General features: G+C 62.1%; 28 protein-coding genes and 3 pseudogenes. 19 read left to right on the plus strand and 12 right to left on the minus strand.

The genetic code is table 11. The features are described from left to right. Positions 1-167 precede the first annotated feature (167 nt). Positions 168-665, minus strand: coding sequence for a DUF721 domain-containing protein (locus EFD56_RS31275; protein ID WP_126907064.1), 498 nt, complete (start codon positions 663-665; stop codon positions 168-170). 96 nt (positions 666-761) lie between these two features. Between EFD56_RS31275 and mutY the strand changes: the two genes are divergently transcribed. From mutY to EFD56_RS31290, 3 genes are read left to right on the plus strand one after another with little or no spacing between them, the layout of a single operon-like run. Next, the gene (mutY, locus tag EFD56_RS31280) at positions 762-1,865 is read left to right on the plus strand and encodes an A/G-specific adenine glycosylase (protein WP_126907065.1); all 1,104 of its coding nucleotides are present in this window, start codon (positions 762-764) and stop codon (positions 1,863-1,865) included. A gap of 2 nt (positions 1,866-1,867) precedes the next feature. Next, entirely contained in the window at positions 1,868-2,482 is a 615-nt protein-coding gene (locus tag EFD56_RS31285; RefSeq protein ID WP_126907066.1) for an HAD family hydrolase, read from the plus strand. 4 nt (positions 2,483-2,486) lie between these two features. Beyond that, positions 2,487-2,852, plus strand: coding sequence for a nuclear transport factor 2 family protein (locus EFD56_RS31290; RefSeq protein ID WP_004673987.1), 366 nt, complete (start codon positions 2,487-2,489; stop codon positions 2,850-2,852). Positions 2,853-2,950: 98 nt separating this feature from the next. Here the strand turns inward: EFD56_RS31290 and EFD56_RS31295 are convergent, their stop codons facing one another. The 3 genes from EFD56_RS31295 to EFD56_RS31305 form a co-directional block, all read right to left on the minus strand. Then, the gene (locus EFD56_RS31295) at positions 2,951-4,093 is read right to left on the minus strand and encodes a site-specific DNA-methyltransferase (protein WP_012482959.1); all 1,143 of its coding nucleotides are present in this window, start codon (positions 4,091-4,093) and stop codon (positions 2,951-2,953) included. A gap of 176 nt (positions 4,094-4,269) precedes the next feature. Then, positions 4,270-4,620: a hypothetical protein gene (locus EFD56_RS31300; RefSeq protein ID WP_126907067.1), complete on the minus strand. Its 351-nt coding sequence runs from the start codon at positions 4,618-4,620 to the stop codon at positions 4,270-4,272. A gap of 130 nt (positions 4,621-4,750) precedes the next feature. Then, on the minus strand, positions 4,751-5,353 hold the full coding sequence (locus tag EFD56_RS31305; protein WP_126907068.1) for a hypothetical protein: 603 nt from the start codon (positions 5,351-5,353) through the stop codon (positions 4,751-4,753). An 87-nt stretch (positions 5,354-5,440) separates the two neighbouring features. Here EFD56_RS31305 and EFD56_RS31310 point away from each other — a divergent pair. The 3 genes and pseudogenes from EFD56_RS31310 to EFD56_RS31320 form a co-directional block, all read left to right on the plus strand. Then, positions 5,441-5,608: pseudogene (locus EFD56_RS31310) on the plus strand (transposase domain-containing protein); the annotation flags it as partial. Between the two features lie 128 nt (positions 5,609-5,736). After that, positions 5,737-6,090: a hypothetical protein gene (locus EFD56_RS31315; RefSeq protein WP_126907069.1), complete on the plus strand. Its 354-nt coding sequence runs from the start codon at positions 5,737-5,739 to the stop codon at positions 6,088-6,090. A 19-nt stretch (positions 6,091-6,109) separates the two neighbouring features. Beyond that, a pseudogene (locus EFD56_RS31320) lies at positions 6,110-6,291 on the plus strand (transposase domain-containing protein); the annotation flags it as partial. Positions 6,292-6,486: 195 nt separating this feature from the next. Here the strand turns inward: EFD56_RS31320 and EFD56_RS31325 are convergent. After that, complete coding sequence (locus tag EFD56_RS31325; RefSeq protein WP_126907070.1) at positions 6,487-6,837, minus strand: antibiotic biosynthesis monooxygenase family protein; 351 nt, start codon at positions 6,835-6,837, stop codon at positions 6,487-6,489. Then, positions 6,834-7,163 carry an NIPSNAP family protein gene (locus EFD56_RS31330; RefSeq protein ID WP_097541387.1) on the minus strand — a complete coding sequence of 110 codons (330 nt, stop codon included), beginning with the start codon at positions 7,161-7,163 and terminating at the stop codon, positions 6,834-6,836. Before EFD56_RS31330 ends, EFD56_RS31325 begins: the two co-directional genes overlap by 4 nt. A gap of 69 nt (positions 7,164-7,232) precedes the next feature. On the opposite strand from EFD56_RS31330, the gene EFD56_RS31335 reads away from it, so the two are divergent. After that, complete coding sequence (locus EFD56_RS31335) at positions 7,233-7,919, plus strand: ArsR/SmtB family transcription factor (protein ID WP_004673993.1); 687 nt, start codon at positions 7,233-7,235, stop codon at positions 7,917-7,919. Positions 7,920-8,022: 103 nt separating this feature from the next. Here EFD56_RS31335 and EFD56_RS31340 read toward each other — a convergent pair whose 3' ends face one another. Then, the gene (locus EFD56_RS31340; RefSeq protein ID WP_126907071.1) at positions 8,023-8,826 is read right to left on the minus strand and encodes a DUF3800 domain-containing protein; all 804 of its coding nucleotides are present in this window, start codon (positions 8,824-8,826) and stop codon (positions 8,023-8,025) included. A 187-nt stretch (positions 8,827-9,013) separates the two neighbouring features. Here EFD56_RS31340 and EFD56_RS31345 point away from each other — a divergent pair. The 6 genes and pseudogenes from EFD56_RS31345 to EFD56_RS31370 form a co-directional block, all read left to right on the plus strand. Continuing rightward, positions 9,014-9,172, plus strand: a pseudogene (locus EFD56_RS31345) (transcriptional regulator); the annotation flags it as partial. A gap of 183 nt (positions 9,173-9,355) precedes the next feature. Further along, complete coding sequence (locus EFD56_RS31350) at positions 9,356-9,928, plus strand: hypothetical protein (RefSeq protein WP_037144075.1); 573 nt, start codon at positions 9,356-9,358, stop codon at positions 9,926-9,928. Positions 9,929-9,979: 51 nt separating this feature from the next. Then, positions 9,980-10,324 (plus strand): hypothetical protein, encoded by a 345-nt coding sequence (locus EFD56_RS31355; protein WP_004674037.1) that lies wholly within the window; start codon positions 9,980-9,982, stop codon positions 10,322-10,324. 10 nt (positions 10,325-10,334) lie between these two features. Continuing rightward, a complete protein-coding gene (locus EFD56_RS31360) occupies positions 10,335-10,781 on the plus strand; it encodes a hypothetical protein (protein ID WP_064827093.1) in 447 nt (148 codons plus the stop codon). 233 nt (positions 10,782-11,014) lie between these two features. Then, positions 11,015-12,847, plus strand: coding sequence for a HAMP domain-containing methyl-accepting chemotaxis protein (locus EFD56_RS31365; protein ID WP_126907072.1), 1,833 nt, complete (start codon positions 11,015-11,017; stop codon positions 12,845-12,847). Between the two features lie 151 nt (positions 12,848-12,998). Next, complete coding sequence (locus EFD56_RS31370) at positions 12,999-13,688, plus strand: HAD family hydrolase (RefSeq protein WP_097541390.1); 690 nt, start codon at positions 12,999-13,001, stop codon at positions 13,686-13,688. Between the two features lie 475 nt (positions 13,689-14,163). Here the strand turns inward: EFD56_RS31370 and EFD56_RS31375 are convergent, their stop codons facing one another. Then, positions 14,164-14,811 carry a hypothetical protein gene (locus tag EFD56_RS31375; protein WP_170965696.1) on the minus strand — a complete coding sequence of 216 codons (648 nt, stop codon included), beginning with the start codon at positions 14,809-14,811 and terminating at the stop codon, positions 14,164-14,166. Positions 14,812-15,073: 262 nt separating this feature from the next. Here EFD56_RS31375 and thrC point away from each other — a divergent pair, with 262 nt between their 5' ends. From thrC to EFD56_RS31410, 6 genes are all read left to right on the plus strand, one after another. Next, positions 15,074-16,498, plus strand: a complete 1,425-nt coding sequence (thrC, locus tag EFD56_RS31385; protein ID WP_097541391.1) for a threonine synthase — start codon at positions 15,074-15,076, stop codon at positions 16,496-16,498. Between the two features lie 3 nt (positions 16,499-16,501). Next, positions 16,502-17,800, plus strand: a complete 1,299-nt coding sequence (locus EFD56_RS31390; protein ID WP_010024890.1) for a M16 family metallopeptidase — start codon at positions 16,502-16,504, stop codon at positions 17,798-17,800. A 28-nt stretch (positions 17,801-17,828) separates the two neighbouring features. After that, positions 17,829-18,443, plus strand: coding sequence for a GNAT family N-acetyltransferase (locus EFD56_RS31395; protein ID WP_064834055.1), 615 nt, complete (start codon positions 17,829-17,831; stop codon positions 18,441-18,443). Further along, a complete protein-coding gene (locus EFD56_RS31400; protein WP_126907073.1) occupies positions 18,440-21,352 on the plus strand; it encodes a sensor domain-containing phosphodiesterase in 2,913 nt (970 codons plus the stop codon). The genes EFD56_RS31395 and EFD56_RS31400 overlap by 4 nt, the downstream gene beginning before the upstream one ends. A 115-nt stretch (positions 21,353-21,467) precedes the next feature. Then, positions 21,468-21,887, plus strand: coding sequence for a hypothetical protein (locus tag EFD56_RS31405; protein ID WP_164736886.1), 420 nt, complete (start codon positions 21,468-21,470; stop codon positions 21,885-21,887). Between the two features lie 91 nt (positions 21,888-21,978). After that, positions 21,979-22,287, plus strand: coding sequence for a Dabb family protein (locus tag EFD56_RS31410; RefSeq protein ID WP_010017558.1), 309 nt, complete (start codon positions 21,979-21,981; stop codon positions 22,285-22,287). A gap of 69 nt (positions 22,288-22,356) precedes the next feature. On the opposite strand, the gene EFD56_RS31415 is transcribed toward EFD56_RS31410, so the two are convergent. Genes EFD56_RS31415 through EFD56_RS33545 form a run of 4 tightly spaced genes read right to left on the minus strand, consistent with a single transcriptional unit; the run spans position 22,357 to position 25,019 of the window. After that, a complete protein-coding gene (locus EFD56_RS31415; protein ID WP_126907075.1) occupies positions 22,357-23,259 on the minus strand; it encodes a metal ABC transporter solute-binding protein, Zn/Mn family in 903 nt (300 codons plus the stop codon). A gap of 16 nt (positions 23,260-23,275) precedes the next feature. Beyond that, positions 23,276-24,148, minus strand: a complete 873-nt coding sequence (locus tag EFD56_RS31420; protein ID WP_126907076.1) for a metal ABC transporter permease — start codon at positions 24,146-24,148, stop codon at positions 23,276-23,278. Continuing rightward, complete coding sequence (locus tag EFD56_RS31425) at positions 24,145-24,894, minus strand: metal ABC transporter ATP-binding protein (RefSeq protein ID WP_126907077.1); 750 nt, start codon at positions 24,892-24,894, stop codon at positions 24,145-24,147. Before EFD56_RS31425 ends, EFD56_RS31420 begins: the two co-directional genes overlap by 4 nt. Continuing rightward, the gene (locus EFD56_RS33545) at positions 24,891-25,019 is read right to left on the minus strand and encodes a hypothetical protein (RefSeq protein ID WP_281040065.1); all 129 of its coding nucleotides are present in this window, start codon (positions 25,017-25,019) and stop codon (positions 24,891-24,893) included. Before EFD56_RS33545 ends, EFD56_RS31425 begins: the two co-directional genes overlap by 4 nt. Between the last annotated feature and the right edge of the window lie 495 nt (positions 25,020-25,514).

Here is a 25,514-nt window from a genome sequence, read left to right on the forward strand (position 1 = left end):
ATCCACAACTGACCTCGACCGCCAAACCATGCCGACCTCCCGAAAAAACATCTCGAAAGTGTCAGGCATGTCTCCGAACATCTGTCAGGTATGTATCCGGGCTTTACACTTGAGCCTGGGATCCATGGCCCCGCTGGTGCATGCCGCATGGATCGCAGAAACCCGCGCTAGCGCCCAGTCCCCCGTTTCCCCATCACCGCAGTCCCTAAGCGCTGGATCGCCTGGCGCAGCTTGTCGCCCTCGATGCCTTCCATCATGCCTTCGAGCTTGCGGGCGGCTTCGCCCTTCAGCGGCGGCGGAGTGCGGGAGCGGCGGACGGCCTGGGAGACCGGCTTCTGGACGATGCGGATCTGGTGGACGGCGGCAAAGCCGAAGAAGCTGTTGATGCGCTGGATGAGTTCGCCCTGGGCATGGGTGAGGAAAAGCGCGCGCGCACCTTCGCAGGCGATCGTCAGCACGCCGGGGCGGAAGCTGCCGTCATCACCGCCGCCACGCACCCAGGCGATCTTTTCCGGCCGGGTGCAATCGGCGAAATCCTCGCCGGCGATTTCGCTCCACGACCCGAGCAGCGCCGTGTTGATGCCGGCGCGGCGCGCCAGGACGGGATCGATCAGCCCGTTTGCCAGCTCGGAAATCTGCTTCACATCTTTGCGTGGATAACTCATCGAAACCCTTGGGCACGGCTGCCAATTGGCGCGGCCGCCTTGATCGCGCGCCATTGCTTCGCCAAGTATAAGGCCTTCCCCTCATCGCGGCAAATCATGACGATCACCACACACGACACGCCCCACGCACAGCCCCTGCTCGACTGGTACGATCGCCACCACCGCGACCTGCCCTGGCGGGTATCGCCCGGCATGGCGGCGCGCGGCGTCAAGCCCGATCCCTATCGCGTCTGGCTGTCGGAGGTGATGCTGCAGCAGACGACGGTGCAGGCAGTCAAACCTTATTTCGAGCGGTTTCTCGCGCGCTGGCCGGAGGTGACCGACCTTGCCGCGGCCGAAAACGACGCGGTCATGGCCGCCTGGGCCGGGCTCGGCTACTACGCCCGGGCCCGCAACCTGAAGAAATGCGCCGAGGCGGTGGCGCAGGAGCATGGCGGCGTCTTTCCCGATAGCGAAGCAGGCCTCAAGGCGCTGCCCGGCATCGGCGACTATACGGCGGCGGCCGTCGCCGCCATCGCCTTCAACCGGCAGACGGCCGTCATGGACGGCAATGTCGAGCGGGTGATATCAAGGCTCTATGCGATCGAAACGCCGCTTCCGGCCGCCAAGCCGCTGATGAAGAACAAGGTGGCGCGGCTGACGCCCGCCGATCGGCCCGGCGATTTCGCCCAGGCAATGATGGATCTCGGCGCGACGATCTGCACCCCGAAGCGGCCGGCCTGTTCGCTCTGTCCGTTCCGTGTGGCCTGCCAGGCGTTGAAGCTTTCCGATCCCGAGCTCTTCCCCGTCAAGGCGGCGAAGAAGGAGAAGCCGGTGCGGCAGGGGGCTGCCTTCGTCGCGGTGACCGAGGATGGCGAGATTCTTTTGCGGCGCCGCGCCGAAAGCGGCCTGCTCGGCGGCATGACCGAGGTGCCGACGACGGCCTGGACGGCGCGCATCGATGGCGAGACCTCAGTTGCGGCCGCACCCTTCAATGCGGCCTGGCAGGCCTGCGGCACCGTCATCCATGTCTTCACCCATTTCGAGCTCCGGCTGTCGATCTGGCGGGCGGCGATTGCCGCCAAACCACAGATCGGAAACGCGACGAATGACGAATGGTGGGAGCCGGTTACAAATCTTGAAGCCCAGGCGCTGCCGACCATCATGAAAAAAGCGATCGCAGCGGCTATTCCTCTCGCGTTCAAAACATCCAAGGCATGACCATGACGACTGAGATAAAACACATCGTTTTCGATATCGGCAAAGTTCTTATTCATTACGATCCGCATCTTCCCTTCGCCCGCCTCATTCCCGATGAGACCGAGCGCAACTGGTTCTTCGCCAATATCTGCACGCACGACTGGAACATCGAGCAGGACCGCGGCCGCACCTGGGAAGAGGCCGAAGCGCTGCTGATTGCCGCGCACCCTGCCCGCGAAGAGCATATCCGCGCCTTCCGCAAATATTGGCACGAGATGGTGCCGCACGCCTATGAGGACAGCGTCGCCATTCTGGAAGGGCTGATCGCCGAAGGCCGCGACGTGACGATGCTGACCAACTTCGCTTCCGACACCTTCCGCGAGGCGCAGGAGCGCTTTCCCTTCCTCAAGCTGCCGCGCGGCGTCACCGTTTCCGGCGATGTCGGCCTGATCAAGCCGGATGCCGCGATCTACGATAGCCATACGAAGAGCTTCGGCCTCGATCCGAAGGCAACGATCTTCATCGACGACGCGCCTGTTAATGTCGAAGGCGCCAAGACCTTCGGCTGGAATGCGGTGCTGTTTTCGGGCGCCGACAAGCTGCGCAGCGATCTCGCTGCTTACGGATTGAAGGTCTGAGACCATGGCTTTCGACCCGGCCGAGGAAATCGAACGCTTCCATGCCGCCATCAACGCGCTGGATTTTCCCACGATCGAGGGATATTTCGCCGAGGATGCCACCTATGTCTCGAACGGCGTCGGCAGCCTTGCCGGGCGGGGCGAGATCATGGCCGCCTTCCGGCGCTATTTCGACGATTATCCCGATCAGACGGCAGAAAATTCGCTTGTCGAGACACTGACGCCGCTGTCGGGCCGGGCCGTCTGGTCGCTCCGCGCCACGCACAGCAAATCAGGCAAGCCGCTGATCCGCGAGGGTGAGGAGACGATCACCTTCGATACAGAAGGCCGCATCATCCGCGTCGATGTCACCGACTACAAGGACTTCTAGAATAGAAGACGCCCGAGGTTCGAGCCCCGGGCGCCTTGGCCTTCTTCCGCAACTGGAGGAAACCGGAAGAAGCTATTTCGATCTTGCGAAGGTGCTGCTCACTCCACCTTTGCCAGATCACTGCGGATGACGGACCTGAGATCGTCGATCGGGCGCAGGGACTGCCCGTCTTCGAAATGCCAGAAGGTCCATCCGTTGCATGCATCGAGACCCTGCACCTTGGCGCCGAGACGATGAATAGAGCCGGCCTCGCCGCCTGAAGCCACCGTGCCGTCGGCGCGCACGATCGCGCTGTAGCGGCGCTTGGCGTCGGTCAGCACCTGGCCGGGCTTGATCAGGCCGCTTTCGACGAGCACGTTGAAGGCAACGCGAACCTCGGCCTTCTTGCCGGTCATGACGGTCAGTTCCGCCTTCCCCAGCGGCTCGACGGCGGCGATGCGGGCGGATGCCGCATCGATATAATCCTGCTCGCGCTCGATGCCGACGAAGTGACGGCCGAGACGCTTGGCGACGGCGCCCGTCGTTCCCGAGCCGAAGAAAGGATCGAGCACGATATCGCCAGGCTTGGTCGAGGCCATGATGACGCGGGCAAGCAGCGCTTCCGGCTTCTGGGTCGGATGCACTTTCTTACCGTCCTCGCCCTTCAGCCGTTCATTGCCGTTGCAGATCGGGAACAGCCAGTCGGAGCGCATCTGCACGTCGTCATTGGCGGCCTTCATCGCATCGTAATTGAAGGTGTAGCCCTTGGCCTTGGCATTGGGGCTTGCCCAGATCATCGTCTCATGGGCGTTCTGGAAACGGCGGCCCTTGAAATTCGGCATCGGATTGGTCTTGCGCCAGATGATGTCGTTGAGAATCCAGAAATTCAGATCCTGCAGCGTGGCGCCGACGCGGAAGATATTGTGGTAGGAGCCGATCACCCAAATCGAGCCCGTCGGCTTCAAGACGCGGCGGCAGGCGAGCAGCCAGGCGCGGGTAAAAGCGTCATAGGCCTCGAAGGAAGCGAACTGGTCCCATTCGTCATCGACCGCATCGACCAGCGACTGATCGGGACGGTGCAGCGTTCCACCGAGCTGGAGGTTATATGGCGGGTCGGCGAAAATGACGTCGACGGAGTGGGTGGGCAAGGCTTCAAGGGCGCTGACACAATCGCCCTTGATGATCGTGTCGATCCAGGACTCCGACCGGGAGCCCGGCTTGACGGAGGCCTTGAGGTCGGCAAGCGGAAAAACTGATGCCATTCTGATACTCACTCATACGCTTTACGCTTAACTCTCCGTTATGGTTACGCAACTTAGTTACCAAAGCCTGAAGGGGCGGCCGATTTCGGGAATTTATTCGGGCGACGGTCGGGGCAACCGGGCTGAGATGGCACGAGATCGTCGCGGCTGAACTGAGGTTCAACAGCGTCAGCTCTCTATTCAAGATTTTCCCGGTAGTCGGCAATGCTCATTATCGAGTCAAACATCAGCGTATACTCCAACAGCACGGTGTCTGTTATTTTATTACCCTGCGTCCTTCTCATTTCACAGCTAACTTGCTTCTCAAAATAGCTGCCCTTGATGCTGCATTCACCGTCGATTTCATTTTTACTTCGGCCGGTTAAGCGTGCGGCATCCGAGATTGCTCGCTCTGGGAATGTCACCCCGATAAAATCAGGATTCTGAAAGTACATACCAACGGTCGAAAGTGTGAGGAATGCTAAGACAATGAAGATAAAAGAAAATATAGCCATCCAAGTAAATTTTGCGATCCTTGAAGCCCACACGATTTGGCTTTCCCGTCTGGTTTGAGATTTAGGCTGTCGATAGCATTTCTTCCGCTTGGATATGAAATAATTCGTTGTCACGCACATAGGTCAATCGGTTGCGCCGGCTGGGGGAGACGGTCTGCGCCCATCAGGGATCAGGAGAAATGTGAGTTCGTTTCGGGCCGGGCAAAGGCAGGCAAAAAGCATCGCGAGGCGCATGATCCATCATGGCAACATACGCGTCGAAAGTGGGGATGATCTTGAGCTTGATGGCGAGTCTGACGCAGGTTTCTTTTTCGTGGTGTGTTTTCAGGCAGCTGTCGACGCGCTGATAATTGCCTTGGGTCTCAGCATTCGCGAATACTTGTTGCGGATTTGAATCAAGGCTTAGACCATATTTGTCAAACTGCGCGCTCACCTCAGGGTCTTTCCAGTTGTAGAGCTTTAGCGCGACCATATGGCTAGTCAGATGGCTTTGGAGTGTGTTTTCGGTCAAGGGGAAATAGGCAGGTGGAACAAGTGCTCTGTAGGGAATGACAGCTAAGGCGATATCGTTGAGTGTCTTCCGGTCTCCTTGTCTGGCAAGGCGCCACAGCTCCTTCCAAGCCTGGGGACAATCGCCGCTGTCAAGCAACCCCTTGATCTTAATCTCAAATGCCGTCGCCTTAGCATCTTCGGCGTGGACGATGGTCGGCAGCAAATGCGCCGTTAAGCTCAGCGCCACGAAAACTATCCAATTGTATTTCTTCACGAAATCTTCCTTCAATATCCACCACACTCAATCTTACATGCGCTGAATTCCTTTACCGCAGTTATTGCCAATAGTATTCCTCGCTCTGCCAAGGCCAGCGCTGTGATCTACAGTTTGATGCTGACCTGCCGCGCCTGTGGCGTCGACCCGCTCACCTGGCTGCGCCAGGTGCTCACTGAGTTGCCGCAGCGCGAAGAAGCGGCCGACATCGGCGACCTGCTGCCGTTCAACCTCTTCAAAACCTCTGCGGCCTAAGGCGACAGGTCACGTTGTTGGAGTACCTCGAGTTGGGCAGCCAGGGTTTGGCTTTCGGAGGAGACACGGGTATATCCCTGGTTCTATACAGGGTTTTTACGGATTTCCTGTTTTGAGAGGATCACTCCATGGAGCATGCCGATTTCACCGACGAAGAAGTTAAGGCCGTGCTTGAACATTTTCAAAAGACGACGCCGTCAACCTTCAAAGAGACAAAAGCCAAATTGGTTGAATTCGGATTGGCAAGCGAAGCCGGATTGCTGAATGCCCGAGGCCAGTCGATTGTCTCTCTGCTGCAAGGCCCTGCCACCTATACGAAGGAAGAGGAAATGGCCGTAGCTCACTACAGCCATAACCCGGGCAACGTCGCCGGGCAGGGAATACTCGCCCTGGGGCTGGGCTACGTCGATAGATTTGGCAGGACCGATCTTAACCTTAGGGGACGGATGATAGAGCACTGCTACCGCATGTCGATCCGATAAAAGGGGTCGGTTCCGGCTGGACACCGCTGACGGAGCCAAGGCGAGCCAGTGATCTATAGTTTGATGCCGACTTGCCGCGCTTGTGGCGTCGATCCACTCACTTGGCTGCGCCATGTGCTCACCGGGTTGCCACAGCGACGCGAAGAGGTCGACGTCGGCGACTTGCTACCGTTCAACTTCTCCAGAACCTCTGCGGCCTGACAGAGCCGCATACCTCTCTCGGTTCGAGCGCGCTTCATCGGTGCCGCAGCCGTCAATGCGCATGGAAAATCGCGCTTACACCGGAAGTCCCAGCCCGTTCCACAGCTTCGCTTGGCAGCAACCGTCCTCGCGGCAGACATTTGCTCCCAATGGACGAGCGACCTCGCGGCCGGGCTAGCACGACCCTCCCCACCATCACGCCGTATCGTGAACCTTGCGGCTATCCGCCGGCGCCTCGTCGCGTTCGAACATGCCGTAATCGCGCAGAACGCTGGCAATGCGCAGGCGGTACTCGGCAAAAATGCCGCCGCGGCCGGCTTGCTGGGCGGCGCGGTGGGCTTCGACATTGCGCCATTCCTTGACCGCCTCCTCGTCGCGGAAGAAGGAGAGCGACAGCAGCTTGCCGCGGTTCGTCAGGCTCTCGAAACGCTCGATCGAGATGAAGCCGTCGATCTTTTCGAGCTCGGACCGCAATTCGCCGGCGAGATCGAGATATTTGTGGCGTTCGCCCATATAGGGTACGACTTCGAAGATGACGGCGATCATGGCAGCACCAGCCCGGCGTGAGGAGCGGAGACGTTTTTGAGGAAGATGCGATCCTCCTTGCGGATGAAGCCTTCGCGCCTGGCGAATTCGTAATTGTCGCGGCCGAGCGGGTCGGCTGCCAGCCTGGCGCGATAGGCTTCATAGGCGGCGAGGCTTTCGATGTTGTAGACGCCGTAAGCCGTCGTCGCCGATCCCTCGTGCGGGCCGAAATAGCCGATCAGGTCGGCGCCGTTCCGAGGGATCGCCTGGCCCCAGTTGCGGGCATATTCGGCAAACGCCTCCTTTTTGAAGGGGTCGATCTGATAGCGGATGAAGCAGGTGATCATCGGGTTCTCCTTTGTGCCTCCCCGTTTTCGCACATTGCCTGACGGCGATGCTTCGGTTACGATCGAAGTATGAAGGAAGGTCCTGACATTGCGCAGATCGGTGCGCTGATCGGCGATCCGGCACGGGCCAACATGCTGGCGGCGCTGACCGGCGGCCGCGCATTGACGGCGACCGAGCTTGCCGGCGTCGGCGGCATCACGCTGCAGACGGCAAGCACGCATCTGGCGAAGCTTGAAGCCGGTGGCCTGCTGGCTCAACGCAAGCAGGGACGCCACCGCTATTTCACGCTCGCCGACGAGGCCGCCGCCCGGCTGATCGAAAGCATGATGGGCTTTGCCGCCGGGCGCGGGCATCTGCGCCACCAGCCGGGGCCGAAGGAGCCGGCGCTGCGCAAGGCGCGCATCTGCTACGATCATCTGGCCGGCGATTACGGCGTGCGCATGCTCGACAGCCTGATTGCCTCAGGCGCGATCGACGCGGTCGGCGACGGCCTGGCGCTGACGGAAAAAGGTGAAAGCGACCTCGAGCGCATCGGCATCGATGTCGGCGACCTGCGATCATCGCGCCGCCCGCTCTGCCGCTCCTGCCTCGACTGGAGCGAAAGACGGGCGCATCTGGCTGGCGGCCTCGGCAAAGCGCTGCTGTCGAGCTTCCTCGACAAGGGCTGGGCCAGGCGCACCGCCGAAAGCCGCTCGATCCTGTTCTCGCCGGAAGGCGACCGGCAGTTTCTGAGGCTGTTTCCGATTGAAACGTAGAGCAATCCAGTACGGGGATGGAATCGCTTTTATCACGCCTCGGCCGATCAGATAGGCCGAGCTGCCAGAACATCTTCGCTTGGAAACGCTTCTGCAATGTAAATCAAAAGTCTGCCCCCTGCGCGCCGGGCAGAACGATTACATTCTTCCCTGTCTGATTTTTTGCCATTCGCGCGAGCGTCGGCAAAAATTGTTGTTCTGTGAACGCGATGTCGATCGTGGCGCGAGGTGAGCGCCTTTTAATTGCCTTTAAAAACCCTTCAAAACCATGGCGCACGATTTTATCCGGCTGCCCACTATCGCACCACTCCCGAACCCACCAAACCCAAAAATCCGCCGCTTGTAGGGGTGGGGCGGTCCTGTCGTTTTCGAACACTGGAATTGCTGCGTACCTGTCCCGAATTTCGCTCGGTCGATGAGCAATATACTCCGCCCACATCCGCTCGACGGACTTTCTGTCTGACGTCTCGTCCATATGAAATTGGATTACTTCATCCCGCGGAATGATTCGATCGAACTGCGGCCGTTCTAAATGGAACTTGTCCATAAGACACCGGAAGGCGATCCAATAGTAGTTTTGCCGGTCCCATTCTATCGCAGCGCCTGGGATGTAAATGCGATTCAGCGCGCGGTTGAATTCTGACCTGTTGAAGCGCGCGGATATAAAGATAGGCACGTGCGCGCTAATGACAGAATAGAAAAATCCGACATCTCCCAAGCGATGCGCTATCTCGGCCATGTGAAAATACCGATGACCGCGGGCATCAACGCGGCCAAATCGCTCTGCAAACAAGCGCCACTCGTCAGAGAACGTGGCCCAATCCCGATCTGTCGCGATGCAGCCGCCGATCACATAAGCATCGCCATCTGGCGTGTAACTTTCATCGATATAAGCATGCCAACCCAAGACCCGCTCCCTTGCTCCTCCTATGCTCTGTCACCTTCAGATTGTACCCTCCAAAATAAAACCTAACCAGAGCACCCGCGCGATGCAGATCGACTTACCAACCTCCAAGAACTCGGGCGCCCCATCAACTCCATAATTTCAGCTGGTCCGTTTCGCGTTCTGATGTCGCAACCACATGACATCAGTTCTCTGCCGCTCCTGTCTCGACTGGAGCGAGAGGCGGGCGCATCTCGCCGGCAGCCTCCGCAAGGCGCTGCTGTCGAGCTTCCTCGACAGGGGCTTGGCCAGGCCCACCGCGCCGGAAGGCGACCGGCAGTTTCTGAGGCTGTTTCCGGTCGAGGCATAAGGCATAGACCTTGTGTTTTGCATTGCTCCCGCGGCTCGTGGAGCAACGGACCGGACCAAAGTCCGACGTCTCTCCGACTGAATGCCCAGAACAGGAACAGGGGGATGTAACCGAAGTTTGTCAAACAGCTGTCCATCCGCTCGGGAAGCGACAGCAACTCAAAGACAAATGGAGGAATACACCATGATGAAGGTAACACATCTGGCCTTGGCAGCGGTCCTTCTCGCCGGCACGGCTGCTTCCGGCTTTGCGCAATCGTCTAGCACTGTCGGCACCGGCGGTTCGTCGGCCGGCGGCGGAACTGCGAGCAGCACGGTCGGTACTGGTGGCAGCTCTGCCGGGGGCACCTGCCCTGCCGGCGCGACCAACTGCAACCCCGGTTCGTCCTCGACGCTCGGCACCGGCGGCTCGTCGGCTGGCGGCGGCACATCGAGCAGTTCTGTCGGTACCGGCGGCTCGGCCGCGGGCTCGGGATCGGGCTCCGGCTCCGCTTCGACGCTCGGCACCGGCGGCTCCTCGGCCGGCGGCGGCACGTCGAGCAGCTCGGTCGGCACCGGCGGCTCTGCCGCAGGCTCGGGCGATGCGAATTCGGCCTCGAGTGTCGGAACCGGCGCCTCGTCGGCTGACGGCGACAAGACGGGCAGCACCGTCGGTACCGGCAGCAGCGCTGCAGGAAGCTCGCATGACAACAAGGGCAAGAAGGGCTGCGCGCCCGGCCAGGTCAAGAAGGACGCCGCCGGCACCAAAGGTTGCTGACGCTGTCGGCCGGCGCCCCAAGGCGCCGGCCAAACCCCTGGAGAAACAACTATGACCCAACTTTCCACAATCGCGCTGACCGCTTCGCTTGCCCTGATCGCCGGGCAGGCAATGTCGGAAGAAATCAAGCTCGATGACGGAACGACATGCACGATCGTCCAGTCGCAGGCGGGGGATACGTCCACCACCGTGACGGCTGGCAACGGGCACGTCTCCTCGTCGACCACAACAGGGAGCGGCTCGGCCGGCTCCTCTTCGTCGTCCGCCTCCGCCGGTTCCTCGGCCGGATCGGGAAGCGTCGACAGCTTTTCCACCGCAAGCGTCACGAGGCCTGACGGCACCGTCATCACCAAACGTTCCGATGGAACCTGCTCCATCACGAAGCCGAACAAATAGGGAGACGGCTATGAAACCCATCAACCTCATCGCAGCCGCCTCGATCGCGCTGCTCGCTTCCACGTCGGTCGGTCTTGCAGAGGAATGCAACGCAGCCGGAACGGTCGGAACCGCCGGCAGCGCAGCGGCCGGCGGCACCTCGGCAAGCTCGCTCGGAACGGCCGGCACCTGCCGCACCGACGGCGGCACGACCTCCTCGATCGGATCGGGCGGAAGTGCGGCCACCACCGACGGCAAGGCGCAGAGCAAGACGCATATCAACGACAATAATGGCGACAAGCTCAAGGCGCAGACCAAGGCTCAAGCGGTCGACAAGGGGACGTTCAGCAAGTCCCGCACCAAGACCAGCACCGACGGCGACACGCTGCAGAGCACGACCCGCACCATGTCGCATGTCCCCGGTGAGAAGCCGGTCAAGGGCACCACCAGCAAGAAAATCATCCTGCCGCAGCAGTAGGTTAAATGGGCTCGTTTCACGCACCGAGGCGAGCCCAGACCTCTGGCGCAATCGGGCTCGGGGCGGCCTGAACCATGTTCTCCTCCACGTCACCGCCCAGCGGATCAACTCCTCCACGAATGAGTTAGCCGTTGCAACCTGTTGTTTTTACGCCACTTTGCGACGTCACGCTGAGAAATCATTAAGCATGTTTCGTTATTCTCAGGTTCTACATTAACGTGAGAACACCCCCTATGGCGTCGATCCAGCATAAGATCATCATGGCGAGCATCGCGATTTTCGGCTTGGCCGGCGGCGCCACGGGCGTCGGCATCTGGTCCGCGTCGACCCTCTCGGCAAACAGCGCCGACGTTGCCCGGTCGGCTCAAATTCTGCGGAACCATATGCAGGCCGACATGATGCATGACGCAATGCGCGCCGACGTGCTCGCAGCAATGCTGGCCTCCAATCCGGCAGCAGGCATAGAAGCAGCCACAGTGAAAGCGGATCTGGCGGAACACGAGGCCTCGTTCCGGGAGATGATCGACGCCAACAAGGGCCTTGTCTCGGATGACAAAACCAAGGCGGTCCTCGCCGACATCGAACGTCCGCTTCTTACCTATATCGAAAGTGCCGCAAAGATGGTCGACCTTGCCGGACGGGATCCTTCGGCGGCATTGAAGGCGCTCCCGGACTTCATGGCGCAGTTCTCCGCATTGGAAACGGCGATGGAACAAGCCGGTGATCAGATCACCGCCGTATCGGAGGAAATTTCCAAGCGCAGCGCAGAGATCGAGGCCTCGGTCAATATCGTTCTGAAAACACTTCTCGCTTCGGCCGCAATCTTCGCCTTGGGTCTCTATTTCCTGACCCGCATGAGCGTCACCAAACCGATCCTTTCGCTCTCCAACGATATGCAACGGCTTGCCGGCGGCGACACGGCCATTGCCTGCACCGGGGTCGGCCGTGCCGACGAAATCGGAACGATGGCATCGGCTGTCGAAGTGTTCCGCCAGGCGGCGATTGCCAACAAGCAACTCGAGCAGGACGCCGAGGCGGCTCGCCTGCAGGGCGAAACCGAGCGGGTCACGGCCCGCAAGCAGGCAGACGAAGATGCGGCCGAACGACTGCGGGCGGCAACGTCGGGCCTCGCCGCCGGCCTGAAGCGGCTTGCAGCGGGCGATCTCGCCTTCCAGATCGAAGAGCCCTTCGCGCCTGATTTCGAGGGCCTCCGGCATGATTTCAACATGTCGATCCGGCAGCTCGACCAGACGCTCGGCGCCATTGCGACGGCCATTGCCGCGATCGACGAAGGGACAAGGGAAATCGCGTCCGGCGCCGGCGACCTGTCGAAACGGACCGAACAGCAGGCGGCCGCTCTCGAAGAAACCGCCGCAGCACTCGATCAGATCACCGCCAATGTGTCGAATTCGAGCAAGCGCACAGACGAGGCGCGCACTGAAGCGACCGACGCCAACCGCAATGCCGTCAAGTCCGCCGAGGTGGTGTCGCATGCCGAAGAAGCCATGCGCCGCATCGAGGCGGCGTCGCAGCAGATTTCCAGCATTATCGGCGTCATCGACGAGATCGCCTTCCAGACCAATCTGCTGGCGTTGAATGCCGGCGTCGAAGCTGCGCGCGCCGGAGAGGCCGGCAAGGGCTTTGCGGTGGTGGCCCAGGAAGTGCGCGAGCTCGCCCAGCGCTCGGCGCAAGCCGCCAAGGAAATCAAGGGACACATTCAGAAATCGTCGGTGGAAGTGGAAGGCGGCGTGAAACTGGTTCTCGACACCAGTCAGGTTCTGAGCGCGATCAGCGAGCAGATCGCCCGCATCAATCAGCACATGGATGCCATCGCCGTATCGGCAAGAGAACAATCGACCGGCCTTGCCGAAGTCAATACCGCCGTCAATTCCATGGATCATGTGACCCAGCAGAACGCGGCAATGGTGGAGCAATCAACCGCCGCATCCGGTCACCTTGTCGATGAAGCCGCCAAGCTCCGCGAACTCGTTTCCCGGTTCAAGCTGCGTGCGACAGCTCCGGCGCAATCGGCAGCCGGACGGCGCGGCGGTCAGTGGGCGGCCTGACGCTTGACGGCTGTCGATCCGGCAGCGGCCGCAGAGCCGGTCGCCTGCCGCATCGCAGCCATGCTTGAGATCCGGTTGAGCTTTGGGCAGGCATCGTGTAAAGCCGCTGCATCCCCAGACAAGACCCAGATTTGCAGCAAGGCGTGAACATATGGACGGCTTCGATCTCATCATCTTCGATTGCGACGGCGTTCTCGTCGATTCCGAAATCATCGCCGCGGAAGTGGAATCCGCGCTGTTGACGGAAGCCGGATATCCGATCGGCGCCGAGGAAATGGGCGAGCGCTTCGCCGGCATGACATGGCACAATATCCTGCTGCAGATCGAGCGGGAGGCGAGCATACCGCTTTCGGCCTCGCTGCTCGACAAGTCGGAGCAGCTGCTCGATATCAGGCTGGCAAATGACGTCAAGGCCATACCGGGCGTCGAATTCGCCGTCTCCAGACTGGCGATGAAGCGCTGCATCTGCTCGAATTCGAGCACGAAGCGGCTCGACATGATGCTCACCAAGGTGGGGCTGAAGCCGCTGTTTGCGCCCAACATCTTCTCCGCCAAGGATCTCGGTCCCGACCGCGTCAAGCCGAAGCCCGACATCTTCCTGCACGGCGCAAGCCGGATGGGTGTTTCGCCCGACAGGACCGTCGTCGTCGAGGATTCCGTGCACGGCGTGCATGCGGCGCGCGCCGCCGGCATGCGCGTCATCGGCTTTACCGGCGCCTCGCACAGCTACCCCGCCCATGCCGACAAGCTGACGGATGCCGGCGCCGAAACGGTGATCTCCCGCATGAACGACCTGCCGGGCGTCGTCGTCGCATTGGCTGCCTGGGAAGGCGTGCTTTAGGGCCTATTGCGCGACTGCTGAGCCCGACGCGTCTCGGCACCACCTCTGCTCCACGTCGACGGGCGGATGCCTGCCGGCACCGCCTCTCCTCCGTAATGCCAGGGCTTGACCTGGGATCCATGCAGCTGGCGCTGCGTGAGAGCGATGGAGTGCAGCTGCAGGAAAATCATTGAAGCCGAGTGCCGGGTCGTGGATCCCAGGGTCAAGCCCTGGGATGACGGAGTGTGTGGTTGGCGTTGTTGCCAAACGCACCGCCGAAGCAGCTTATGAGACGTCGCTTTCGCCGAAGCTGTGGGCGCCGGATCTGGCATCGCTTCATCGCCGTAGCTGAGCCGATGGTCCCGGCACCACCTCTGATGCGCAGGCGGACTAGCCTCGCCGCATTACCTCTCCTCTGTCATCCCAGCGCTTGACCCTGGGATCCATGCGGCTGCCCGCGCATGGTGAAGGGGCACGGCATCCAACTGCATGGATTCTAGCTGCTCTTCTTGCTCTTCGCCGGCTGGGTGTCGAAGCCGACATTGACGCGCACCAGTGCGCCGGCGCCGACCGGCATCTTGATGCCGTCCTTGCGGAAGATGACCTGCGTGCCGGGTGCGCCGGCCGGGATTTCGGTCGGGAACTTGGTGACCTCGGAATAGAGCACGTTCTCACCATCGAGGATGGTGACGCGGACAGGCAGCGTCACCGGGCCGGGATTGCCGGCCGGGCCGGTGATGAGCCTGAGCTGGGCGACAACCGTCATCGTCAAATTGGTATCGTTCAGCATGCACTGGCGGGTGTAATCGCCGAAGGAGGCCTGGAAGACGATCTGCTGCGGATCGTCCTTCTTGCCCTTGGCATAGGTGCGGTAGATCGAGTCCTGGTCACGCAGGAAGATCTGCGGGCAGGCGCCCTGGACGACCGGTGCGACGGTGCCCTGTGCCGTCTTGGCGGTGCCGATCGACGGGTTGTTCGATGACGGATTGGCCGGCGCCAGCGGCATGATCTGGGCATTGCCGTTCGGCTGGGCGGGCGCCGCCTCAGGCTTGCTGTCGCCGCCGAGCCCAAGCGAGTTGCAGCCGGCAAGCAGGGCAACGAAAGAAGTGGAGATGATAAGACGCGAGACCTTGCCGAGCACTATGTTCCACCCTTTGCACAAGCGTTTCTTGGAGGCCCCAGTCTTTTGCGTGAGGCCTTTCACGACGGTTTGCGATGGTCTATATCAGCGGCGCAAACAAAAATCGATTGGGTACGCGCCGTTTTGATGCACTTTTCGCCGCCGGATGCGGGCAACTTCAACAAGATAACGGCGATGGTATGGCCGCAGGCGCAGCCCTTGCCGGTTTCCGGCGGAGCGGGCCACGGCCGGGCCCGGCCAAATTTCTTCCAGCGATAGATCAAGGATGACCAACGTGGATTATATCTCGACCCGCGGCGAGGCCCCTGCCCTCGGCTTTTGCGACGCCCTGCTGACGGGACTGGCGCGCGATGGCGGGCTCTATGTTCCCCGGGAGTGGCCGCAATTTTCGAAGAAGGAGATCCGCGCGCTGAGGGGCAAGACCTATCAGGAGATCGCCTTCACCATCCTGTCGCCCTTCACCAATGGCGAGATCCCGGCGGCGACCTTCCGGGCGATGATCGACGAGGCCTACGCCACCTTCCGCCATCCGGCGATCGCGCCGCTCGTCCAGACCGGGCCGAACAGCTTCGTCATGGAGCTGTTCCACGGCACGACGCTCGCCTTCAAGGACGTGGCGATGCAGCTGCTCGCCCGGCTGATGGATTATGCCCTGGAAAAGCGCGGGGAGCGGGCGACGATCGTCGGCGCCACCTCGGGCGATACCGGCGGGGCGGCGATCGACGCCTTTGCCGGCCGCGAGCGCACCGATATCTTCATCCTTTTCCCGCACGGCAAGGTCTCGCCGGTGCAGCAGCGGCAGATGACGACCTCGACCGCGCCGAACGTGCATGCGCTCGCCGTCGAAGGCAATTTCGACGACTGCCAGAATCTCGTCAAGGCGATGTTCAACGACGCGGCGTTCCGCGACAAGGTCAGCCTGTCGGGCGTCAACTCGATCAACTGGGCGCGCATCATGGCCCAGATCGTCTATTATTTCACTACCGCCGTGGCGCTCGGCGGGCCGGACCGGAAGATCTCGTTTACGGTGCCGACCGGCAATTTCGGCGATATCTTCGCCGGCTACTGCGCCAAGCGCATGGGCTTGCCGATCGACCGGCTGGTGATCGCCACCAACGAGAACGACATTCTCGCCCGCACGCTGAAGACCGGCCGCTACGACATGAAGGCGGTCAAGGCGACGAGCTCGCCGTCGATGGACATCCAGATCTCCTCGAATTTCGAGCGGCTGCTGTTCGAAGCCTATGGGCGTGACGCCTCGAAGGTGCGCGCTTCGATGGAAAGCCTGAAGCAATCCAATGGTTTCGAGATCGGCGGGCAGGCTCTGAAGGCGATCCGCCGCGACTTCCGCGCCGGGCGCGCCAGCCAAAGCCAAGTCGCCGAGACGATCCGCAAGACCCATGCGGAAACCGGCTATCTCCTCGATCCGCATTCGGCGATCGGCGTCTTCGTCGCCGCCAAGAAAGAAAAGCCGAATACGCCGATGGTGACGCTTTCGACCGCCCATCCGGCGAAATTTCCGGTTGCCGTAAAATCGGCCTGCGGTATTGACCCGGCGCTTCCGACGTGGCTTGCTGATCTGATGCACAGGGAGGAGCGTTTCCAGATCATCGCACCGGAGCTGAAAGCCGTTCAAACCTTTATCGGCAAACACGCCCGCGGCAAGACGACGGCAGGCGCAGAAAGATAGCCAATGACAGTTGAGTGCACCCGGCTCAAATCCGGGCTGACAGTAGTCACAGAAACCATGCCGCACCTTGAAAGCGTTGCGCTCGGTGTCTGGATCAAATCGGGATCGCGTAACGAGACGGAAGACGAGCACGGCATCGCCCACCTGCTCGAACACATGGCCTTCAAGGGCACGGCGCGCCGCAGCGCCCGTGAGATTGCCGAGGAGATCGAGGATGTCGGCGGCGAGGTCAATGCCGCCACCTCGACCGAGACGACCTCCTATTACGCCCGCGTGCTGAAAGATCACGTGCCGCTCGCCGTCGATATCCTCGCCGACATCCTGACGGAATCGGCCTTCGAGGAGGAGGAGCTCGAGCGCGAGAAGCAGGTGATCCTGCAGGAGATCAACGCCGCCAACGATACGCCCGACGACGTGGTGTTCGACCGCTTCTCCGAGGCCGCCTATCGCGATCAGACGCTCGGCCGGCCGATCCTCGGCACGCCGCAGACCGTCGTTTCCTTCACGCCGCAGCAGATCCGCACCTATCTTGGCCGCAACTACACGACCGACCGGATGTTCGTGGTGGCGACCGGCGCCGTCGATCATGAAGAATTCCTGCGCATGGTCGAGGATCGCTTCGCCAGCCTGCCGACTTCGCCATCGGCGCCGCCGGTCATGGAAGCGGCGCGTTATATCGGCGGCAGCGTGCGCGAACCGCGCGACCTGATGGATGCGCAGATCCTGCTCGGCTTCGAGGGCAAGCCCTATCATGCCCGCGACTTCTACTGCTCGCAGATCCTCGCCAATATCCTCGGCGGCGGCATGTCCTCGCGGCTGTTCCAGGAAGTGCGCGAATTCCGCGGCCTCTGTTATTCCGTCTATGCCTTCCACTGGGGTTTTTCCGACACCGGCATCTTCGGCATTCATGCCGCGACCGGCGGCGAAAACCTGCCGGAGCTGGTGCCCGTCATCATCGACGAACTGCACAAATCCGCCAATGAGATCCATCAGAAGGAAATCGAGCGCGCCCGCGCCCAGATCCGCGCCCAGCTGCTGATGGGCCAGGAGAGCCCGGCCGCCCGCGCCGGCCAGATCGCAAGGCAGATGATGCTCTACGGCCGGCCGATCTCCAATCCGGAGATGATGGAACGGCTGGAAGGCATCACCATCGAGCGGCTGACCGATCTCGCCGGCCGGCTGTTCTACGACACGGTGCCGACGCTTTCGGCGATCGGGCCGCTCGAACAGCTCGCACCGATGGAAGATATCACCGCCTCGCTTTCGGTCTCCGCGCCGAAGACGATGCAGGCAGGCCGCTGAGCCGACATCCGTCTGCCGGGAGTGATCGATGCCAAAATCGGTGTTTCGGTTCCTGTCGCGGCAGCCGGATGCGGTCGAGCTGGAAAACGACAAGTACCTCTTGCGCCTGCCGCGCTACCAGGATTTCAACCAGTGGCACCGGCTGCGCTCCGAAAGCCGCAAGTTTCTCGAGCCCTGGGAGCCGACCTGGCGGCGCGATGAGCTGACGGAGGGCGCCTATCGCGCCCGCGTCATCCGCGGCAAGCAGGAATATGCCTCCGGCCAGGCGATCCCGCTGTTCATTTTCCTCAAGGAAAACCGCAGCCTCGTCGGCGGCATCACCATCGGCTATATCAGGCGGGGTGCGGCACAAAGCTGCATGATCGGCTACTGGATGGGCGAACGCCATGCCGGCCAGGGGCATATGTATGCCGCGCTTCAGTTGGTTATTCCTTACATCTTCTCCGGGCTTGAGTTGCACCGTATTGAAGCAGCCTGTATTCCAGATAACGCGCGCAGCATGCGCCTGCTTGAAAAGGCCGGGTTTCAGCGGGAAGGCTATCTGCGCGGATATTTGAAGATCAACGGTCAGTGGCACGACCATGTGATGTTTTCACGGCTCGCCACCGATACGGATAAAGGCAGGATAACCGACAGCCGATGACCAGAGACCGCATGCTGCCCAAGTCACCGTCCGGACGAGTGATCGCGGTGATCGCAGCCATTTTCCTGGCGGCCTTCGCCCTTTCGGCGGGTCTTGCCCGGGCGGCCGAACCGGTGAAGATTTCCCGTGACGATACCGCGCTCGATCTGACGGCGACGACCGAGATCTACGCCAACCAGGGCGAGGCCTTCCAGGTTTCGACGGCGGCCGGCGCCGACGGCATCCGCCGGCGCATCGAGGTCCGGGCGAGCTCGGAGAATCACCAGGGCGACTGGGCGGTGTTTGCGCTTGCCAATGTCTCGGAGGAACAGCTGGAGCGCGTCATCGTCGCGCCGCATTTCCGACTGGTCAATTCCAAGCTCTTCTGGCCGGATCTCGGCTCGCAGCGCATCAGCGCGATCACGCCAAGCGAAGGTTTTGCGCTCGACCGGCAGCCGAGCGACGGGGCCGATGTCTTCCGTATCACGCTGAACCCCGGGGCCGTCATCACCTTCGTCGCCGAATTGTCGACGCCGGAGCTGCCGCAGATCTATCTCTGGGAGCCGAACGCCTACAAGGATACGATCAACGCCTTCACGCTCTATCGCGGCATCGTGCTCGGCATTGCCGGCCTGCTCGCCGTGTTTCTGACCATCCTCTTCGTCGTCAAGGGCACCTCGATGCTGCCGGCGACGGCAGCCCTTGCCTGGGCGGTGCTCGGCTATATCTGCGTCGACTTCGGTTTCCTCGGCAAGCTGATCAGCGTCGCCTCGGCCGACCAGCGAATATGGCGCGCCTGCGCGGAAGTGGCGCTGGCCTCGAGTTTCGTCATCTTCCTCTTCACCTATCTGAACCTCAACCGCTGGCATGCGCATCTCGGTTACGCCACGCTCGCCTGGGTGCTCGGCCTTGCCCTCCTCTTCGGCGTGGCGATCTACGATCCGTCGATTGCCGCCGGGATCGCCCGGCTGTCCTTCGCGCTGACGGCGGCGACCGGCCTGCTGTTGATCATCTATCTCGGCTTCAACCGCTACGACCGCGCCATCCTCTTGGTGCCGGCCTGGGCGCTGACGCTCGTCTGGCTGTTCGGGGCGTGGCTGACGGTCACCGGCCGGCTCGACAACGACATCATCCAGCCCGCACTCGGCGGCGGCCTGGTGCTGATCGTGCTGCTGATCGGCTTCACCGTCATGCAGCACGCTTTTGCCGGCGGCGCTTTCCAGCAGGGACTGTTTTCCGATCTCGAGCGGCAATCGCTGGCGCTGACCGGCTCCGGCGACATGGTCTGGGACTGGGATGTGGCGCGCGACCGCGTCGTCACCATTCCCGACGTCTCGGTCAAGCTCGGCCTCTCCCCCGGTGCCATGCACGGGGCGGCGCGCAACTGGCTGCCGCGGCTGCACCCTGATGACCGCGACCGCTTCCGCGCCACGCTCGACGTGCTGCTCGAACACCGGCGCGGCCGGCTGAACCACGAATTCCGCATCCGCGCCGAGGACGGGCATTTCCACTGGCTGCTGATCCGCGCCCGGCCGGTGCTTGGCTCCAACGGCGAAATCATCCGCTGCGTCGGCACGATCGTTGACGTCACCGAGCAGAAGAATTCCGTCGAGCGGCTGCTGCAGGATGCGCTGCACGACAATCTGACCGGCCTGCCGAACCGGCAGGTCTTCCTCGACCGGCTGCAGGCGGTGCTGGCGCTGGCGCCGGGCGGCGAGACGCTGCGCCCAACGGTGATGGTCATCGATATCGACCGCTACAAGCTGGTCAATGATGCGCTCGGGGTTGCGGCCGGCGACAATATCCTCATCGCGCTGACCCGGCGGCTGCGCCGCCTGATGAAGCCGCAGGACACGCTGGCGCGGCTCGCCGGCGACCAGTTCGGCCTGATCCTGGTGTCGGAGCACAATCCGGCCAAGGTCGCCGATTTCGCCGATGCGGTCAGCAAGGCGATCATGGTGCCGATCAACTTCTCCAACCGCGAGATCATTCTGACGGCGTCGATCGGGCTCGCCTCCTGGGTGGACCGGCAGGAGAGCGCCAGCGGCCTGCTCAGCGATGCCGAGCTTGCCATGTATCGGGCGAAACGCGCCGGCGGCAACCGCGTCGAGCCATTCCAGCCAGCCTTCCGCGATTTCGGCACCGACCGGCTGCAGCTCGAAACCGATCTGCGCCGCGCCATCGAACGTCGGGAATTGTCGATGGTCTACCAGCCGATCGCCCGGCTGGAGGATGTCGAGGTCGCCGGCTTCGAGGCGCTGATGCGCTGGGAGCATCCCAAACGCGGCACTATCCCGCCGTCGGAATTCATCCCGATCGCCGAGGCCTCCGATCTCATCGGCCCGCTCGGCATGTTCGCGCTCGAACAGGCGACCAACGATCTGATGAGCTGGCAGAACCAGACCGGCGAATTGCCGATCTTCGTGTCGATCAACCTGTCGAGCGTGCAGTTGCTCAACAACGAGCTCTATGACGACGTGCGTTCGGTGCTCGCCAAGACCCATTGCGCACCCTCGCGGCTCAAGCTGGAACTGACGGAATCCATGGTGATGGAAAATCCGGAACAGGCCCGCCTGGTGCTGCAGAAGCTGAAGGAGGCCGGCATCGGCCTGGCGCTCGACGATTTCGGCACCGGCTACTCGTCGCTTGCCTATCTCACCCGCTTCCCCTTCGACACGATCAAGCTCGACAAGGCGCTGGTGCGCGACGGCAGTGACAAGAAGGCGACCGTGCTCCGCTCGGTCATCGCCATGGCGCGCGAGCTGGAAATGAAGGTGGTGGCCGAAGGCATCGAATCCAACGAGGATGCGATCGAGCTTGCCAAGATGGGCTGCAGTTATGGACAGAGCTATCTGTTCGGGCCGCCGATCCCGTCGGAATCGGTGCTGCGGCTGCTGCGCGACCGGTTTCCGCTGACGAAAAGGGCCTGAGCGAAGCCGATTGGGCTTTGCCGGCTTTCCCGCGCACGGCGCCTCTCCCCAGGAATGGTGATTGACCACCGACCGGCGATATGCGCCTCTTTTCCTATCGCATAAGGACAATTCGATGCTCAAGTTTCTGCTCGCCCTTTCGGTCGGCGCCCTTTCCGTCTCGCCGGTCCAGGCGACCGACCTCTATCCCGCCACGCAAGCCTGCGTGCCGGGCAAGCCCCATTGCGAGCGGTGGACGGATGAATTCAAGAGCGCGCTGGTGCTGGCGCAGAAAGGCGATCATGTCGCCCAGCAGACGGTGGCCTTCTGCCTGTCTTCCGGCTGCCACGGCGCCGTCGCCGTCGACAGGGTCGCCTCCTGTAGCTGGTACCTCGTCATCGTCAATTCGGGTGCGGCGACGGTGCTCGACCGCTCCAACCTCAGAAATACCTGCCGGCCGATGACGCCGGCGCAGAAGGATGAAGCCCGTGCTTCATCCGGTGAGCTCGTCCGCAAGCTCTACAATCGCGCAATGGCTGAAGGCGACCAGATGTAAGCTCGCCTGCCCGCCACATCAGCGATAAATCTGATTGCCCTCCCGGCTTTCGCCGCTATTCTGCCGGCAAAGACAATCGGGAGGACCACTGATGATCCTGCACTGCGTGTTCCTGCGGCTGAAGACCGCCATGACGATCGACGACAAGCAGGCGCTGTTTGCCGCCATCGTCGCCCTGAAACAGGTCATTCCCGGCATCGTTGATATCAAATACGGGCCGAATGTCTCGCCCGAAGGGCTGCATGGCGGCTTCGTCGACGGTTTTGCCGTCACCTTCGAAAGCGCCGAAGCGCGGGATGCCTATCTCGTCCATCCCGAACATGTGAAGGTCGGCGAGCGCATCGTCTCCTCGACGGACGGCGGCCTCGCCGGCATCCTGGTCTTCGATCTCAATATTTAAATCAGCAAATCCGGGAGCATGATGCCAAAGCGGATCTCGGCATCATGCTTGTCACTATCCGATCGACTTTCAGCTCGATTTCACCATCGCGGCGGCGAGCTGGTCGACATTGTAGCGGAACATCTTCTCATAGGTCGGCGCCGGCCCCTTGGCGTCGGAGAGCGATTCGACGTAGAGCTCGCCGCCGGGCTCGGCACCCGTTGCCTTGGCGACCTGCTTGACAAGCCGCGGGTCGTTGGAATTTTCGAAGAAATAAGCTTTCACCTGCTCGCCCTTGATCTGGTCGATCAGCTTGGCGACATCGGCGGCCGAGGCCTCGCTCTCGGTGGACAGGCCGAGCGGCGCCAGGAAGCTCACCTTGTACTCGCGGCCGAAATAACCGAAGGCGTCGTGGCTGGTCAGCACCTTGCGGCGGTCGTCGACGATCGCGTCGAATTTCGAATGGGCATAGGCGTTCAACTCGTCCAGCTTCCGGGTATATTTCTCGGCATTGGCCTTGAAGGCGGCGGCGTCGGCCGGATCGGCTGATGACAGCGCCTTCTCGATATTGGCGACCCAGACCTTGACGTTGACAGGGCTGTTCCAGACATGCGGATCGGTGATGGTCTTGCCGTCCTCTTCCATGGTGCGGGTGCTGATGCCTTCGGAAACGGTCACCGGCTTGCCCTTGTAGCCCGAGGCGGTGATCAGCCGGTCCATCCAGCCTTCCAGCCCTTCGCCGCTGACGAAGGTGACTTCGGCCGCCTTCAAATTCTTCGCATCGGCCGGCGACGGCTCGAATTCATGGGGATCGCCGTTCGGGCCGACGAGGCTCGTGACATGAACATGGTCGCCGCCGACCTGCCTGACGACATCGGCAAGCACCGTGAAGGACGCCACCACCTTCAGCGTTTCGGCGGAAGCGGGCGCGGCCGAGAGCGCCGTCAGCGTGGAAAGGGCGGCGGCGGAGAGAAGCAGTCTGCGCGATGTCATCAAAGTCTCCTTGAAATCAGCCCTTCAGATGCGGGCGAGGAAAGAAGCGCCGGGCAATGCCGGAAGGCGCGAAAAGGATTGAGAAGGCGTAAAACAGCGCCGCCGTCATGATGATCGTCGGGCCGGAGGCGAGCTCGAGATGGTAGGAGGCGATCAGGCCGAGATAGCCGGCGGCGGCCGCACTGGCGGTCGCAATCAGCATCATGAGAGGCAGGCTGCGCGACCAGAGCTGAGCGACGGCGGCCGGCAGCATCATCAGGCCGACCGCCATCAGCGTGCCGAGGGCCTGGAAGCTGGCGACGAGGTTCAGCACCACGAGCAGCAGGAAGAGCACGTGATAGACCGGTCCGCGCCCGCCGACGGCTCTCAAGAATCCCGGGTCGAAACATTCGGCCACCAGCGGCCGGTAGATGGCGGCGAGGATGAGAAGCGTCAGCGAGATGATGGCGCCGATCTGGTAAAGCGCCGGCGCATCGATCGCCAGGATGGTGCCGAAGAGCACGTGCAAGAGATCGATGTTCGAGCCGCGCAGCGAGACGATCAGCACGCCGAGCGCCAGCGAAGCGAGATAGAAGCTGGCAAAGCTTGCATCCTCGCGCAGCACGGTCATGCGGCTGACGGCGCCGGACAGCAGCGCCACCGACAGGCCGGCGACAAGGCCGCCGAGCCCCATCGCCGTCAGCGACAGCGAGCCGGCGACGAGATAACCGATCGCCGCCCCCGGCAGCACCGCATGGCTCATGGCATCGCCCATCAGGCTCATGCGCCGCAGCATCAGGAAGACGCCGATCGGTCCCGAGCCGAGCCCGAGGCAGAGGCAGGCGACAAGGGCGCGGCGCATGAAGCCGAAATCGGCAAAGGGCGCGAGGAAGAGATCGTAAGCCGTCATGCCGCCGGCGCCTCTTGCGGTTCACAGGCCGCCGCATCCTCATCCCAGCGCTCGGCCATGGCGCGGGCCTTCAGGAGATTGGCGGAGGACATGACGTCGGCGGTCGGCCCCCAGCCCACCAGTTCGCGGGCCAACAGCAGGGTCTCAGGGAAATGCGTCCGGACAAGCTCGAAATCATGCAGCACGGCGATGACGGTGCGGCCCTCGCCATGCCAGCGGGAAACGATATCGAGGAGATCCCGGGTCGTGCGGGCATCGATGGCGGTAAACGGCTCGTCGAGCAGGATGACGCCGGCATCCTGCAAGAGCAGGCGGGCAAAGAGCACGCGCTGGAACTGGCCGGCCGAGAGCGAGCCGACATGGCGGCGGCCGAAACCGTCGAGGCCGACGGCGGCCAGCGCCTCGCCCGCCCTTTTTACATCGGCCGGTGCCACGCGGCCGAAGGCGCCCCTGCTCTTCCAGGCGCCGAGCATGACGGTGTCGATGACCGAGATCGGAAAGCGCCGATCGATCTCGGCCGCCTGCGGGAGATAACCGAATTCCGCCCGTGCCAGCCGGTGCTCGACCCTGCCTTCGGCCGGACGAAGCTCCCCCATGATCGCCTTCAGCAGCGTCGACTTGCCCGCCCCGTTCGGCCCGGCAATCGCCGTCAGACTGCCCGGCGCAAAGGCGCCGGAGACATGGTGGACGGCGGGGTGGCGATCATAGGCAACGGTGAGATCATCAAGGCGGATCAACGGCGTCATGGCAGCAGAACCGCCCAATGAATGGCAAGCCACAGCCCGGCTATGATCACCGAGATGCCGATCACCCTTGAGAACGCCGATTGTCCCAGCAGGCTGACGGAGGGGCGATCGGGGTTCGGGTGCATGGCTCATCCTGAAAATGTAATAACATTACGGTTATGTTATAACAATTGCGGCGAGATTGAGGCGGGAGGACCGGCTTTCGTGTCGCAGGGTGATCGGTGGTGGGTTCCAGGCTCAAGACCTGGGATGACCGAGTTTTTGGGAGAGGCATTGGCCAGAGGCGCAACGCCGCTGCTATTGCATCACCATCGCTAGATTTGCCACGGAGCTTCATCCCACCCCGGGGCCTCGTCGGCGGGGGCCATGGATTCCAGGTTCAAGGCCTGGAATGACGGAGATTGAGGAGGGCCATTGGCAGGAGGCGCAACGCAGCGGCTGTTGCGTCACCATCGCTGGATTTGCCACAGAGCTTACCCCACCCTCCGTCGTCCTCGGGCTTGACCCCATAGGCGCTAACTTATCCGTCGATGTGCGATTGCGCGCCGCCTTCGCGGCGGCTCTCGCAGTCGATGGAGCAGCTGGCCGATGGCGATCGGCCTGATGGCGGCGTGCAAGAC

Source organism: Rhizobium phaseoli, assembly GCF_003985125.1.
GTDB lineage: Bacteria > Pseudomonadota > Alphaproteobacteria > Rhizobiales > Rhizobiaceae > Rhizobium > Rhizobium phaseoli.

What these genes read in the sequence shown, in the direction of transcription:
- EFD56_RS31275 (WP_126907064.1), bottom strand. Translation starts at nt 665, where the DNA reads ATGAGTTATCCACGCAAAGATGTGAAGCAGATTTCCGAGCTGGCAAAC.
- mutY (WP_126907065.1), top strand. Translation starts at nt 762, where the DNA reads ATGACGATCACCACACACGACACGCCCCACGCACAGCCCCTGCTCGAC.
- EFD56_RS31285 (WP_126907066.1), top strand. Translation starts at nt 1,868, where the DNA reads ATGACGACTGAGATAAAACACATCGTTTTCGATATCGGCAAAGTTCTT.
- EFD56_RS31290 (WP_004673987.1), top strand. Translation starts at nt 2,487, where the DNA reads ATGGCTTTCGACCCGGCCGAGGAAATCGAACGCTTCCATGCCGCCATC.
- EFD56_RS31295 (WP_012482959.1), bottom strand. Translation starts at nt 4,093, where the DNA reads ATGGCATCAGTTTTTCCGCTTGCCGACCTCAAGGCCTCCGTCAAGCCG.
- EFD56_RS31315 (WP_126907069.1), top strand. Translation starts at nt 5,737, where the DNA reads ATGGAGCATGCCGATTTCACCGACGAAGAAGTTAAGGCCGTGCTTGAA.
- EFD56_RS31325 (WP_126907070.1), bottom strand. Translation starts at nt 6,837, where the DNA reads ATGATCGCCGTCATCTTCGAAGTCGTACCCTATATGGGCGAACGCCAC.
- EFD56_RS31330 (WP_097541387.1), bottom strand. Translation starts at nt 7,163, where the DNA reads ATGATCACCTGCTTCATCCGCTATCAGATCGACCCCTTCAAAAAGGAG.
- EFD56_RS31335 (WP_004673993.1), top strand. Translation starts at nt 7,233, where the DNA reads ATGAAGGAAGGTCCTGACATTGCGCAGATCGGTGCGCTGATCGGCGAT.
- EFD56_RS31350 (WP_037144075.1), top strand. Translation starts at nt 9,356, where the DNA reads ATGATGAAGGTAACACATCTGGCCTTGGCAGCGGTCCTTCTCGCCGGC.
- EFD56_RS31355 (WP_004674037.1), top strand. Translation starts at nt 9,980, where the DNA reads ATGACCCAACTTTCCACAATCGCGCTGACCGCTTCGCTTGCCCTGATC.
- EFD56_RS31360 (WP_064827093.1), top strand. Translation starts at nt 10,335, where the DNA reads ATGAAACCCATCAACCTCATCGCAGCCGCCTCGATCGCGCTGCTCGCT.
- EFD56_RS31365 (WP_126907072.1), top strand. Translation starts at nt 11,015, where the DNA reads ATGGCGTCGATCCAGCATAAGATCATCATGGCGAGCATCGCGATTTTC.
- EFD56_RS31370 (WP_097541390.1), top strand. Translation starts at nt 12,999, where the DNA reads ATGGACGGCTTCGATCTCATCATCTTCGATTGCGACGGCGTTCTCGTC.
- thrC (WP_097541391.1), top strand. Translation starts at nt 15,074, where the DNA reads ATGACCAACGTGGATTATATCTCGACCCGCGGCGAGGCCCCTGCCCTC.
- EFD56_RS31390 (WP_010024890.1), top strand. Translation starts at nt 16,502, where the DNA reads ATGACAGTTGAGTGCACCCGGCTCAAATCCGGGCTGACAGTAGTCACA.
- EFD56_RS31395 (WP_064834055.1), top strand. Translation starts at nt 17,829, where the DNA reads ATGCCAAAATCGGTGTTTCGGTTCCTGTCGCGGCAGCCGGATGCGGTC.
- EFD56_RS31400 (WP_126907073.1), top strand. Translation starts at nt 18,440, where the DNA reads ATGACCAGAGACCGCATGCTGCCCAAGTCACCGTCCGGACGAGTGATC.
- EFD56_RS31405 (WP_164736886.1), top strand. Translation starts at nt 21,468, where the DNA reads ATGCTCAAGTTTCTGCTCGCCCTTTCGGTCGGCGCCCTTTCCGTCTCG.
- EFD56_RS31410 (WP_010017558.1), top strand. Translation starts at nt 21,979, where the DNA reads ATGATCCTGCACTGCGTGTTCCTGCGGCTGAAGACCGCCATGACGATC.
- EFD56_RS31415 (WP_126907075.1), bottom strand. Translation starts at nt 23,259, where the DNA reads ATGACATCGCGCAGACTGCTTCTCTCCGCCGCCGCCCTTTCCACGCTG.
- EFD56_RS31420 (WP_126907076.1), bottom strand. Translation starts at nt 24,148, where the DNA reads ATGACGGCTTACGATCTCTTCCTCGCGCCCTTTGCCGATTTCGGCTTC.
- EFD56_RS31425 (WP_126907077.1), bottom strand. Translation starts at nt 24,894, where the DNA reads ATGACGCCGTTGATCCGCCTTGATGATCTCACCGTTGCCTATGATCGC.
- EFD56_RS33545 (WP_281040065.1), bottom strand. Translation starts at nt 25,019, where the DNA reads ATGCACCCGAACCCCGATCGCCCCTCCGTCAGCCTGCTGGGACAATCG.